Raw genomic sequence first — 13,244 nt, 5'->3', positions numbered from 1 at the left:
GAGCTCGGGTGAAGCAGGTTGTTCAGAACTACAAGAGCGGCGAGCTGTCGGTGCTCGACGTGCCGGTGCCGGGGTGCAAGCCGGGCGGTGTGCTGGTCCGCACCGCCTACTCGCTGATATCCACCGGGACCGAGCTCATGAAGGTGTCCGAGGCCGGCATGTCGATGCTCGGCAAGGCCCGCTCCCGCCCGGACCAGGTGGCCAAGGTCATGCAGAGCGTGGCCACCAACGGGGTGCCCGCCACCTACCGCAAGGTGATGGGCAAGCTGGACTCCTACACACCGCTGGGCTACTCGCTGTGCGGGGTGGTCGAGCAGGTCGGCGCCGGGATCGACGACGTGAAGGTCGGCGACCTGGTCGCCTGCGCCGGCAACGAGCACGCGTTGCACGCCGAACTGAACTGGGTGCCGAAGAACCTCTACGCCCCGGTGCCGGACGGCCTCGCGCCGCGGCACGCGGCCTTCGGCACCGTCGGGTCGATCGCGATGCAGGGCGTCCGCCAAGGCGAGTCGCGGCTCGGCGAAGTCGCGCTGGTCGTCGGCCTCGGGCTGATCGGGCAGCTGGTGGCGCAGCTGCTCACCGCCTCGGGAGTCCGCGTCGTCGGGGCCGACCCCGACCCGGCGCGCTGCGAGCTCGCCGAGCGTCTGGGCGCGGCGGCCTGCGGCGATCCCGCCTCCGCCGCCGTGGAGGCCGCCGTCGCCGAACTCACCGGCGGTCACGGCGTGGACCAGGTGTACCTGGCCGCCGGCGGCAGCAGCAACCAGCCCGTCGAGCTGGCCGCGCGGCTCTGCCGCGACCGCGGCCGTGTCGTCGACATCGGCAAGTGCCGCCTGGACCTGCCGTGGAACGCGTACTACGAGAAGGAGCTCGACGTCCGCTTCTCGCGCAGTTACGGCCCCGGACGCTATGACCCGGGGTACGAGCTCGAAGGGCGGGACTACCCGATCGGCTACGTACGCTGGACGGAACGCCGGAACCTGGCGTGCTTCCTCGATCTCCTTGCCCGCGGCAGGGTCGACGTGGAGCCCCTGGTCTCCCACATCGCCGACTTCGATGACGCCGTCGCGACGTACCAGAGCCTCAAGGACGGCGACCTGAAGGCCGTGGCCGTCCTGTTCCGGTACGCCGGCCCCGCTGAGGACACAGCCGAGGCGGTGGCCCCGGTGGTGACCGTGCCCGCGGTGAAGCGGCGGAGCGGCTCGGTGTCCACCCCGGCCCGCTCCGCCACGGCGCCGGTGCGGCTGGCGTTCGTCGGCGCGGGGAACTACGCGACGTCGATGCTGCTGCCTCATCTGACACAGCGCGCCGGCGTCGAGTTGTCGACCGTCGTCACCACGACGGCGCTGTCCGCGGCCAACGCCCAGCGGAAGTTCGGCTTCGCCGAGGCGACCACCGATCTGGATGCCGTACTCGGCGACAAGTCCATCGACGCGGTGTTCGTGGTCACCCGGCACAGCTCGCACGCCGAACTGACCCGAAAGGCGCTGCTGGCCGGCAAGGCGGTGTTCGTGGAGAAGCCGCTGGCGCTCACCGAGGACGACCTGGCCGATGTGCTCGCAGCGGTGGAGGAGTCCGGCAACGACCGGCTGCAGGTCGGCTTCAACCGCCGGTTCGCGCCGCTGTTGCAGGAGGCCAAGAAGCGGTTCGGCGCCCGGACCGGTCCGGCGAGCCTGCGCTACCTGGTCAACGCGGGCCGGTTGCAGCACGGCAGCTGGTACCTCCAACAGGGCACCGAGGGCTCACGGTTCGCCGGCGAGGGCGGACACTTCATCGACACGGCGAGCTGGCTCCTCGATGCCGACCCGGTCTCGGTGTACGCGGTCGCCACGACCGGCAACGAGGTCGGCAGTGACATGCAGATCGTGCTGCGCTACCCGGACGGGTCCACCGCCACCATCAGCTACGTCACCACCGGCGCGGCCGGCTTCCCCAAGGAAACGCTGGACCTTGTCGCGGACGGCAAGGTGCTGCGACTCGACGACTTCGTCCGTGCCTCGCTGTTCGTGGACGGAGGGGCCGGCCGCAGACGGTGGGTCAGCTCGCGGCTGCCCAAGGCCCGGGACAAGGGCCAGTCCGCCGAACTCGCCGCGTTCATCAAGGCCGTGCGGACCGGAGGGCCGATGCCGGTACCGCTGGAATCCCTGGTCACCACCACATCGGCCACCCTCGCCGTGCAGGCCGGCCTAGCCGGCGGCGCGCCGGTGACGCTGGCGAGGACACGATGACGGTGAGCTCGGGGAGTCCGGGCTGGTACCTGCGGCGGCTGTCCCGGATGGGACCTCGGGAGATCAGCGGGCGGGCGGGCGACGCGGTACGCAGGCGCCGGTGGCGGTCGGCGCGGCCGGACTGCCCGAGCGTGACCGGCGCCCGGTTCACCGCGGTACTGCCCGCCGGGACGATCGCGGCCATACCTCCGGACGCGGCGAAGCGTCTCATCGCCGAGGCGGACCGGCTCATGTACGGGCACGCCGAGTATTTCGGCGTGGTCCGCGACGACCTGGACGACCCGGACTGGTGGTGCGACCCGAAGACCGGCCGCCGGGCCCCGTGGGGCTACGCCTTCGACGTGCCGTACCGCAACGAGGACGCGGTCGGGGACATCAAGCAGATCTGGGAGCTGTCCCGGCATCAGTACCTCACCGTGCTCGCCGCCGCCTATGCGATCACCGGCAACGAGCGGTACGCGGAGCGGGTCGCCGAGCACCTGCGGTCGTGGTGGACCGCCAACCCACCGCTGCGCGGCGTGCACTGGATCAGCGGCATCGAGCTGGGCATCCGGCTGCTGTCCTGGGTGTGGATCCGCCGGCTGCTCGACGGCTGGCCGGGGGCGGCCGGACTCTTCGAGGACAACCCGGTGGCGCTGAACCAGATCTGGCACCACCAGCGCTGGCTGGCCGCCTTCCCCAGCCGGGGGTCCTCGGCGAACAACCACATCATCGCGGAGGCCGCCGGACAGTTCGCCGCAGCCTGCGCGTTCGGGTGGTTCCCCTCCTCGGCACGCTGGCGAGCCGGTGCGCTGCGGTCGCTGGAGCGGCATCTGCACGACAACACCTTCGCATCCGGCCTCAACCGCGAGCTGGCCACCGAGTACCACGGCCTGGTGCTGGAACTCGGCCTGGCCGCGACGGCCGAGGCGGATGCCGCCGGCGTGCCGCTCCCCGCGTCGATCCGGCTGGTACTGCAGCGGATGACCGACGCGCTCGCGGCCGTCGTGGACAGCCGGTTACGTCCGCCACGCCAGGGAGATGCGGACGACGGGCACGGTCTGATCGTGGACGGCGCGGGCACCGACCGCTGGGCCTCGCTGCTGGCCACCGGGGACGCGGTGTTCGGCCGGCTCGCCTGGTGGCCGGCGGTGACCGGCACCGATGTGCGCACCCCGCTGCTGGCCGCGCTCATCCGGCCGCACACGAACACCGGAACAGCGCCGGCCGCGACCCGCCCGGCAAGCCGACCGGACCATTTCGCCGACGCGGGCATGACCATCCTGCGCGGTCCGGGGGAGATCTGGTGCCGCTGCGACGGTGGCCCGCACGGCTTCCTGTCCATCGCCGCGCACGGCCACGCGGACGCGCTGTCCCTGGAGGTCCGGCACGACGGGGTCGACGTGCTCGCCGACCCGGGGACGTACTGCTACCACGGGCAACCCGAGTGGCGGCAGTACTTCCGGTCGACGCTCGGCCACAACACCCTGCAACTGGACGGCCATGACCAGTCCGTCTCCGGCGGCCCGTTCCTGTGGACCCGGCATGCCCGCAGCCGCGTCCTGACCGCGGACACATCCGGCGCTTCCGAAGGGGGGACGGCCCGCTGGTGCGCCGAACACGACGGCTACCAGGGCTCCGTGCACCGCCGCCGGGTGGAACTGAGGTCCGCAGCACAGGAGTTGAGGGTGGTCGACGAGGTACGCGGCCCGCGCCGGGCCGTGCGCCTGGCATTCCACCTCGGCCCGGCGATCACCGCGGACCTGGCGGACAACCGGGCACAGCTCACCTGGACCCGGGACGGGCAGGAGCGCACCGCGGAGTTCGACCTGCCCGGGCAGCTGACCTGGCAGGCGCATCGCGGCGAGACGGACCCGCCGCTGGGCTGGTACTCCGCCGGCTTCGGGCGCAAGGAACCCACCACAACGCTGGTCGGCACCGGCTTCACCGACGGCACGGAAGGCTTCACCACCGTGCTCAGGTTCCACGGCTAGGGGGGCGCGTGGAGATCAAGAGGCGGCACCGGGCATGGGCTGCGGCACCACTGGCGCTGGCCCTGCTCGCGGCGACCGGCTGTGAGAGTGAGAGCACGCCCACCGCCCGGGCGAAGCCGACCGCTGCGCCGTCCACGCCCGTGGCCCGCGTGTGCGCCAAGCCCGCCGCCGGGCCGGCGAAGGCGCCGGCAGGCGCCGTGACGGTCGACCCCGCGGTGGTCGGCGACCTGGCGGCAAAGACCCGGAGCAGCCCTCCGAACACCTCGTTCTGGCTTCGGCCGGGCAGGCACACGCTCGCCCCGGACCGCTACGCCCAGGTCGTTCCCAAGGAGGGGAACCGCTACTTCGGTGCGCCGGGCGCGGTGCTCGACGGCCGGAAGAAGAACCAGTACGCGTTCAGCGGCAACGCCCGCAACGTCACCATCCGCCACCTGACCGTGCAGGGCTTCGTCGCCCCGCACAACGAGGGCGTGGTCAACCATGACTCGGCCGACGGGTGGGTGATCGAGCACGCGACGATCCGCAACAACTCCGGCGCCGGACTGATGGCCGGTGCCCGCCAGCAGGTCCGCGCCAGCTGCCTGCGCGACAACGGCCAGTACGGCATCAACGCCTACAAGGCCGGGGACGCCATCCGCGGCCTGGTGGTCGAGGGCAACGAGATCGCGGGAAACAACACCGAGGACTGGGAACGGCGGCGACCGGGCTGCGGCTGCACCGGCGGCATCAAGTTCTGGGCCGTCAACGGCGCCGACGTACGCGGCAACTGGGTGCACGACAACCGCGGAGCAGGGCTGTGGGCGGACACCAACAACAACGACTTCCGCATCGAGAACAACCTGCTCGAGGCCAACGACGGTGCCGCGCTGATCTACGAGACCAGCTACAACGCGGTCATCCGGAACAACACGATCCGGCGGAACAACTGGGTCGAGGGCCGCAGTTACGCCGACCGCGGCGACAGTTTCCCGTTCGCGACCATCTACCTGTCCGAGTCCGGCGGCGAACCACGCGTCCGGGCCCGTACCGACAAGATCGAGATCTACCGGAACGTGCTGGAGAACAACTGGTCCGGGATCACCCTGTGGGAGAACGCCGACCGCTTCTGCAACAGCCCGGCCAACACCTCCGCCGGCGACTGCACGTTGCTGGTGGACACCACCGGCCGCTGCGCACAGCCGGCCATCGCCGGCGCACCGCTCTACGCCGACTGCCGGTGGAAGACACAGCGGGTGGACATCCACCACAACCGCTTCGTGCTGGACACCTCCGTCGTCGACTGCGCGGTCAAGTGCGACCGCATGGCGGTGCTGGCCAACTACGGCACCTATCCGGACTGGTCGCCGTACCAGGGCGAACGGGTGGCCGAGGCGATCACCCACCGGCAGCACAACCGCTGGCACGACAACGTCTACCTCGGACCATGGAAGTTCGTCGCCCACGACCCGAGCCGGATACTCGACCCCGTGCAGTGGCAGGGCACGCCGTACCAGCAGGACGCGGGCAGCACCTTCCGTGCAGGGAACGGTGGTTGAGATGAGCCCGGACCACACGGACCACAATGACCACACGGCGAAGATCGTCGGGGCGGTCTGGGGGCTGCTGATCCTCAACACGCTCGGCTCCGCCGGGGCGAAGACCATCGTCCCGCTCCCCCGCTCCCTCATCCAGATGGTCACCATGGGGGCCCTGGTCGCCGCGTTCGCGCTGGCGCTCGCGGTCAACCTCCATCTGCGCATCCGGCCCAGCGCTTTCGTCTTCCTGCTCACCCTGCTGCTGGTGCCGAGCGTGATCTCCAGCGCGGACCTGGAGTCCGGGTTCGGCGCACTGTTCCGATGCGCCCGGCTGGCTCTCTTCATCGGCACGCTGTGGTTGCTCAGCCGCTGGTGGAACGGCGGCCTCACGTTCGTCCGGCACCACATCCGGGTGTACTTCGCGGTGCTCGGGTCGGTGGCCGCCGGCCTGGTCGTCTCACCGGGCGCGGCCATGCCCGAGCTCTACGGCGGGCGGCTGGTCGGCGCGTTGTGGCCGCTCACCCCGCCGCAGATCGGACAGTACGCCGCGGTGATCATCGGGCTCACCGTGCTGCTCGTCCTGGGCCGGCGGACCGACCGGGTCAGCGCCGCGGTGGTCATCGTGCCGTCACTCGTCCTGCTCGCTCTGACCCATACCCGGACGGCCACGCTCGGCCTGTTCATCGGGTTGGCGTTGGCGATCGGCTCGCTCATCCTGACCAGCACCGCGGCCCGCCGCTTCTTCACCTGGGCGGTGGTGTGCGCCGCGGTGGCCGCGGTGGGATTCGGCTCCGCGCTGCGGGAGTGGTTCCTGCGCGGACAGAGCCAGGAGAACTTCACCAGCCTCACCGGTCGGGCCAAGGTTTGGGACGCCCTGCTGGCAGCGCCCCGGACGTCCGCGGAGGAGTTGTTCGGCATCGGCCTGGGCGACAAGTCGTTCGGAGGACTGCCCATCGACAACAGCTGGCTGGCCGTCTACCACGAGCAGGGTCTGACCGGCGTCACCCTGGTGGCGGCGATCATCGTCGTGCTGGGCGGCGTCGCGCTGCTGAGACCACCGTCGCTGCCGAGGGCCTGCGCGATCTTCCTGATCAGCTACTGCGCGATCGCGTCGTACACCGAGGCCGGCCTCGGCGACGCCTCGCCGTATCTGCTGCATCTGGCCCTGGCCGCCTCGCTGCTGGCGGCGCCGGCCACGGCCGCCTCCCTCGCCACGCCCGCCCCCCTCGCCGCGCCCGACGTACCTCGACGACGTATCCCGCGATGGGCCCGAAGATCGGAGGTGATCTGACCATGCACGGCATTCACGTTCTCGTGGTGCACAACCGCTACGCCTCGGCGCAGCCGAGCGGGGAGAACAAGGTCGTCGACCAGGAGGCGGAGCTGCTGCGCGCGGCCGGCCACCGGGTCACGGTGTTCGAGCGGCGCAGCGACGACATCGCCGCCCGTTCCCTGCTCAGCAAGGCCGCAGTGCCGCTGCTCGTGCCGTGGAACCCGGCGGTCCGTGCGGAGCTCGCCGCCCGGCTGCACACCGAGCGGCCGGACGTGGTGCACATCCACAACGTCTTCCCGCTCCTGTCACCCGCGGTGCTGGCCGCCTGCGCCGACGCCGGCGTGCCCGCCGTCGCCACCCTGCACAACTACACCCAGGTCTGCCCGCCCGGCACGCTGCAGCGGGACGGCCGGCCGTGCACCGAATGCGTCGGGTCGGCGACGGCGCTGCCCGCCGTCCGGCACGGCTGCTATCGCAGCTCCCGCCTCGCGACGGTGCCGCTCGCCGTCAGCCTGCGGGTCAACCGGCGGCGGTGGTGGTCCGGCGTGGAGCGGTTCTTCTGCATCTCCGCGGCGCAGCGCGAGGTCCTGGTGCGGGCCGGCATGCCGGCCGAACGGCTGGCGGTGAAGCACAACTTCGTGCCCGACCCGGAGGCCCGCCGGTCAGGCACCGGCGAACATCTGCTCTATCTCGGCCGGCTCGCGGAGGCCAAGGGCGTACGGCTCCTCATGGCCGCGTGGGACGAGATCGCAGCGAGCGGCGGTGTGGGAGTGCCCCTCGTGATCGCCGGCGCCGGGCCGCTGGAGCGGGAGGTGACCGCCTGGGCGGCGGGCCGGGACGACGTGCGCTACGTCGGCCTGTACGACACGACGGAGTGCCGGCAGGCCATCGCGCGGTCGGTCGCGGTGGTGGCTCCCTCGACATGGCTCGAGGCGTTCGGCCTCGTGGTCGTCGAGGCGATGGCGGCCGGCGTCCCGACGGTCGCCGCCGGCCACGGCGCCTTCGTCGAACTCGTCGACGACGGCGTGACCGGGCTGCTGCACCGGCCGGGCGAGGCGGCCTCGCTCGCGTCCTGCGTACGCCGGATCGCGTCCGAGCCCGCCCGCAACCGGGAGATGGGTCAGGCGGCCCGGCACCGATACGAGCAGGGGTTCAGCCCGGCCGTCGGCCTGGAGCGCCTGCTGGAGGAGTACCGCACCGCGATCGCGGGACGGTCAGCACTGGCTCGCGGCGGAAACGTCCGCGCGAGCAGGGGGGATGGGGACAGCAGATGACACGATGCCGACTCTGCGGCTCGGAAGCGATGGCGAGCGTCGTCGACCTTGGGGCGACGCCACCATGTGAGAGCTTTCTCGCCGCGGACCAACTCGACCGACCGGAGCCGGCGTACCCGCTGCACCTGCGGGTCTGCACCGACTGCTGGCTGGCGCAGATCCCGCCGCTGATCACGCCGGAGGAGACGTTCAGCGAGTACGCGTACTTCTCCTCCTTCTCCACCTCCTGGGTGGAGCACGCGCGCACGTTCGTCGCCGACGCCGTGCAGCGGCTGGGTCTGGGCACCGACGCCTTCGTGGTCGAGGTGGCGAGCAACGACGGGTACCTGCTGCGGCACGTGGTGGACCGCGACATCCGCTGCCTGGGCATCGAGCCGTCGGTGAACGTCGGCGCCTCGGCGCGGGACGCGGGTGTGCCCACGCTGACGGAGTTCCTCGACCCGGCCACCGGCTCGGCCGTCCGCAAGGAGCACGGACCGGCACACCTGGTCGTGGCCAACAATGTGTACGCGCACATCCCCGACGTGGTCGGGTTCACCCAGGGGCTGCGCGCCCTGGTCGCCGACGACGGCTGGGTCTCCATCGAGGTGCAGCACCTGCTGACCCTGATCGAGGAGAACCAGTACGACACGATCTACCACGAGCACTTCCAGTACTACACGGTCGCGTCCGCGATCCGGGCGCTGGCCAGCGGCGGACTCGCACTCGTGGACGTCGAGTTGCTGCCCACGCACGGCGGCTCCATCCGGCTGTGGGCCCGGCCGGCCGAGGTGGCCGGCGAGCCGAGCGGACAGGTGGCCGACGTGCTGGCCCGGGAGAAGGCCGCCGGGCTCCAGGAGCTGTCCGGGTACACCGAGTTCTCCGCCCGGGTGGCCACGGTGCGCCGGGACCTCCTGCGGTTCCTCATCGAGGCGGCCGACCGCGGCGAGACGGTCGTCGGCTACGGGGCACCGGGCAAGGGCAACACCCTGCTCAACCACTGCGGCATCCGGCCCGACCTGCTCCCGTACACGGTCGACCGCAACCCCTACAAGCACGGCAGGTTCACCCCGGGCACCCGCATCCCGATCCTGTCGCCCGATCAGATTGCCGTCGACCGGCCGGACTACGTCCTCGTCCTCCCGTGGAACCTGCGGGCCGAGCTGGTCGAGCAACTGTCCTTCATCGGCGACTGGGGCGGCCGACTGGTCTTCCCCATCCCGGAACTGAGCATTGTCGAGGTCACGTCGTGAAGGTCGTTCTGTTCTGCGGCGGTTACGGGATGCGGATGCGCAACGGAACCCCCGACGACGTGCCCAAGCCCATGGCGATGGTCGGCCCGCGCCCGCTGATCTGGCACGTCATGCGCTACTACGCGCACTTCGGGCACACGGAGTTCATCCTGTGCCTCGGGTACGGGGCCCACCACATCAAGGACTTCTTCCTCAACTACGAGGAGACGACGTCCAACGACTTCGTGCTGCGAGGGGGACGGACCGAGCTGCTGTCCACCGACATCTCGGACTGGACGATCACGTTCGCTCAGACCGGCGTCGAGTCACCGATCGGGGAACGGCTGCGCCGGGTGCGACACCACCTGGACGGCGACGAGATGTTCCTCGCCAACTACGCCGACGTGCTCACCGACGCCCCGCTGCCGGAGATGATCGACCGGTTCGCCGGGCGCGACGCCGGCGCGTCGATGATGGTGGTGCCGCCGCAGTCGTCCTTCCACTGCGTGGACCTCGGCGAGGACGGCCTGGTGGGAGGCATCACCGCGGTGAGCGAACTGCCGCTGTGGGAGAACGGCGGCTACTTCGTGCTCCGCCAGGAGGTCTTCGACCACATCCCGGAGAACGGGGACCTGGTCGCCGACGGATGCGCCCAACTGGCCAAGCACGGACGGCTGGTGGCGCACCAGCACCGCGGCTTCTGGAAACCGACCGACACGGTGAAGGAGCGGGCCGCGCTCGACGCCGCCCATGCCCGGGGCGACCGCCCGTGGGCCGTGTGGGAACGGGACGGCGCGGGGGCGAAGGCCGGAATGAGGACCACATGATCCGGCTCGGCGCCGGACGTCCGGACCGGATCGCCGCGGTGGGCGCGCACTGCGACGACATCGCCATCGGCGCCGGCGGCACGCTGCTGACGATGTGCCTCGCGCGCCCGGGCATCCGCGTCGACGCGCTGGTGCTCTCCGGCGGTGGCAGCGACCGGGAGCAGGAGGAGCAGGCCGCGCTGGCCGCCTTCTGTCCCGGCGCCGACCTGCGGCTCACCGTGCACAAGCTGCCGGACGGCCGGCTGCCCGCGTACTGGGAGGAGGCCAAGGCCGCGGTCGAGGAACTGCGCGGACAGACCGACCCGGATCTGATCCTGGCCCCGCGCACCGATGACGCGCACCAGGATCACCGCGGCCTGGCGCAGCTGATACCCACCGCGTTCCGCGATCACCTCGTGCTCGGCTACGAGATCGTCAAGTGGGACGGCGACCTCGGCCGTCCCTCTGCGTACCAGCCGCTGTCACCGGAGATCGCCGAACAGAAGGTGCGGCTGCTGCAGGAGCACTACCCCTCGCAGCGGCACCGGCCCTGGTACGACCGGGAGGCCTTCCTCGGGCTGGCCCGGATCCGCGGTATCGAATGCCAGGAGCGCTACGCCGAGGCCTTCGCCGTCACCAAACTCACTCTCGACCTGGGGGAATGAACCTTGCGCGTATTGCTGACCGGACATCAGGGCTACCTGGGCACCGTCATGGCCCCGGTGCTCACGGCCGCCGGGCACGAGGTCGTCGGGCTCGACGCCGGCCTGTTCGCCGACTGCGTGCTGGGCCCGCCGCCCGCGGCCCTGCCGGGGCATCGGGTGGACCTGCGCGACGTCACGGCCGAACACGTGGCCGGGGTGGACGCCGTGATCCATCTGGCCGCCCTGTCCAACGACCCGTTGGGATCGCTGGCGCCGGAGCTCACCTACGACATCAACCACCACGCGTCCGTACACCTGGCCCGGCTGGCACGCGACGCCGGAGCGCGGCGCTTCCTGTACGCGTCGACCTGCTCGGTCTACGGGGCCTCCGGCGGTGACGACCTGGTGGCCGAGGACGCCCCGCTGCGCCCGGTGACGCCCTACGCGGAGTCGAAGGTGCGGGTGGAGGACGACCTGCATGCGCTGTCCGACGGTGACTTCAGCCCGGTGTACATGCGCAACGCCACCGCCTTCGGCTACTCACCCCGGCTGCGCGCCGACATCGTGCTCAACAACCTGGTGGGCCACGCGCTCCTGTCCGGCCAGGTGCTCGTCCTCTCCGACGGCACCCCCTGGCGTCCGCTGGTCCACGCCGCCGACATCGCACGGGCCTTCGCGGCCGCGCTGACCGCGCCGCGCGAAGCCGTGCACGACCGGGCATTCAACATCGGCAGCGAGATCAACAACGTCACGGTCGCCGAGATCGCCGAGCAGGTCGCCGAGGCGGTCTCCGGCGCAGTGGTGAAGATCACCGGGGAGAACGGTGCCGATCCGCGCTCCTACCGCGTGGACTTCTCCCGGTTCCGCGCCGCGATACCCGGCTTCGACTGCGAGTGGACGGTCAAGCAGGGCGCGCTCGAACTCGCCGACGCCTACCGGAAACACGGGCTGACGCGGGAGGACTTCGAGCGACGCTTCACCCGCCTCGCCGTGCTGCGCGAGGCGTCCGAGGCCGGCGCCGTCGACGACACCCTGCGGTGGCGCCGATGACCTCTACCGGTGAAGAGATGCACGCGCTGGTGGAGCGGCTCTACCCGCTCTGCCGGAGCATCACCGGCGACGGAGTGCGGGCCACCCTGGACATCGTCGGCGAGTACATCCCGCTGCGGACGCACGAGGTGCCGACCGGGACACAGGTCCTTGACTGGACGGTGCCCCAGGAGTGGAACATCCGGGACGCATACATCGCCGACGCCGCCGGAAACCGGGTCGTCGACTTCGCCGCGTCCAGCCTGCACGTGCTCGGCTACAGCGTGCCGGTGTCGCGCACCATGCCGCTCTCCGAGCTGCGGGCACACCTGCACACCCTGCCGGACCACCCGGCCTGGGTGCCGTACCGCACGAGCTACTACACGCCGGAGTGGGGATTCTGCCTGTCGCAGGAGACCCTGGACGCGCTGCCGGACGGCGACTACGAGGTGCGCATCGACTCCACACTCGCGGACGGCCACCTCACCTACGCCGAGCATGTGATCCCCGGTCAGGTCCCCGACGAGGTGATCGTCTCCTGCCATGTCTGCCACCCGTCGCTGGCCAACGACAACCTGGCGGGCATCGCGGTGGCGACGTACCTGGCCCGCGCGCTGGCGCAGGAGACGCCGTACTACACCTACCGGTTCATCTACGCGCCCGGCACCATCGGGGCGATCACCTGGCTGGCCCGCAACGCGGAGCGGATCGAGCGCTTCCAGCACGGGCTGGTGCTGGCCTGCGCCGGCGATTCGGGGCAACTGACGTACAAACAGAGCAGACGCGGCGACGCGGAGATCGACCGGGTGATGCGACACGTCCTGGCCGCCTCCGAACGCCCGCACCACGTCACCGAGTTCACCCCGTACGGCTACGACGAGCGGCAGTACTGCTCGCCCGGGTTCGACCTCGGCGTGGGCTCGCTCAGCCGCACTCCGTACGCCGGCTACCCCGAGTACCACACCTCGGCGGACAACCCGGACTTCGTCTCCCCCGCGGCGATGGCGGACACGCTCGCCGTCTGCCGCGAGGCGTTCGCCGTCCTCGACCGCAACCGGAGTTACCTCAACCTCAGCCCGTACGGCGAACCGCAGCTCGGCCGACGCGGGTTGTACGACTCGCTCGGCGGCCGCAGCGACGCGAAGCAGGCCCAGATGGCCATGCTCTGGGTGCTCAGCCTCTCCGACGGCGAGCACAGTCTGCTGGATGTCGCCGAGCGGTCCGGGCTGCCGTTCGACACCGTCGCCGCCGCGGCCGACGCCCTGCACGGCGCCGGTCTGATCAAGGCGTGACGC

The 13,244-nt window shown here is 71.1% G+C and carries 10 protein-coding genes; all 10 read left to right on the top strand.

Features of this window, described 5'->3' with window-relative positions:
- Window positions 1-8: 8 nt before the first annotated feature.
- From ACQPWZ_RS27535 to ACQPWZ_RS27490, 10 genes are read left to right on the top strand one after another with little or no spacing between them, the layout of a single operon-like run.
- Entirely contained in the window at window positions 9-2,225 is a 2,217-nt protein-coding gene (locus ACQPWZ_RS27535) for a bi-domain-containing oxidoreductase (RefSeq protein ID WP_433572630.1), read from the top strand.
- The gene (locus ACQPWZ_RS27530) at window positions 2,222-4,198 is read left to right on the top strand and encodes an alginate lyase family protein (protein ID WP_433572629.1); all 1,977 of its coding nucleotides are present in this window, start codon (window positions 2,222-2,224) and stop codon (window positions 4,196-4,198) included. Before ACQPWZ_RS27535 ends, ACQPWZ_RS27530 begins: the two co-directional genes overlap by 4 nt.
- An 8-nt stretch (window positions 4,199-4,206) precedes the next feature.
- Window positions 4,207-5,733: a right-handed parallel beta-helix repeat-containing protein gene (locus tag ACQPWZ_RS27525; RefSeq protein ID WP_433572628.1), complete on the top strand. Its 1,527-nt coding sequence runs from the start codon at window positions 4,207-4,209 to the stop codon at window positions 5,731-5,733.
- A gap of 1 nt (window position 5,734) precedes the next feature.
- Complete coding sequence (locus tag ACQPWZ_RS27520) at window positions 5,735-7,003, top strand: O-antigen ligase domain-containing protein (RefSeq protein WP_433572627.1); 1,269 nt, start codon at window positions 5,735-5,737, stop codon at window positions 7,001-7,003.
- Between the two features lie 11 nt (window positions 7,004-7,014).
- Complete coding sequence (locus ACQPWZ_RS27515) at window positions 7,015-8,259, top strand: glycosyltransferase (RefSeq protein WP_433573877.1); 1,245 nt, start codon at window positions 7,015-7,017, stop codon at window positions 8,257-8,259.
- The gene (locus ACQPWZ_RS27510) at window positions 8,256-9,491 is read left to right on the top strand and encodes a class I SAM-dependent methyltransferase (RefSeq protein ID WP_356704304.1); all 1,236 of its coding nucleotides are present in this window, start codon (window positions 8,256-8,258) and stop codon (window positions 9,489-9,491) included. The genes ACQPWZ_RS27515 and ACQPWZ_RS27510 overlap by 4 nt, the downstream gene beginning before the upstream one ends.
- Window positions 9,488-10,297, top strand: a complete 810-nt coding sequence (locus tag ACQPWZ_RS27505; RefSeq protein WP_433572626.1) for a glucose-1-phosphate cytidylyltransferase — start codon at window positions 9,488-9,490, stop codon at window positions 10,295-10,297. The genes ACQPWZ_RS27510 and ACQPWZ_RS27505 overlap by 4 nt, the downstream gene beginning before the upstream one ends.
- Window positions 10,294-10,941 (top strand): PIG-L deacetylase family protein, encoded by a 648-nt coding sequence (locus tag ACQPWZ_RS27500; RefSeq protein ID WP_433572625.1) that lies wholly within the window; start codon window positions 10,294-10,296, stop codon window positions 10,939-10,941. The genes ACQPWZ_RS27505 and ACQPWZ_RS27500 overlap by 4 nt, the downstream gene beginning before the upstream one ends.
- Window positions 10,942-10,944: 3 nt before the next feature.
- The gene (locus tag ACQPWZ_RS27495; RefSeq protein WP_340475903.1) at window positions 10,945-11,970 is read left to right on the top strand and encodes an NAD-dependent epimerase/dehydratase family protein; all 1,026 of its coding nucleotides are present in this window, start codon (window positions 10,945-10,947) and stop codon (window positions 11,968-11,970) included.
- Complete coding sequence (locus ACQPWZ_RS27490) at window positions 11,958-13,241, top strand: DUF4910 domain-containing protein (RefSeq protein WP_433572624.1); 1,284 nt, start codon at window positions 11,958-11,960, stop codon at window positions 13,239-13,241. The genes ACQPWZ_RS27495 and ACQPWZ_RS27490 overlap by 13 nt, the downstream gene beginning before the upstream one ends.
- Window positions 13,242-13,244 lie beyond the last annotated feature (3 nt).

The sequence above is a fragment of the Streptomyces sp. CA-251247 genome (assembly GCF_050952975.1).
In the GTDB taxonomy this organism is placed as follows: Bacteria; Actinomycetota; Actinomycetes; order Streptomycetales; family Streptomycetaceae; genus Streptomyces; species Streptomyces achmelvichensis.
Note: the sequence above shows the minus strand (reverse complement) of the source record. Positions and strands in the feature narration are given on the sequence as shown.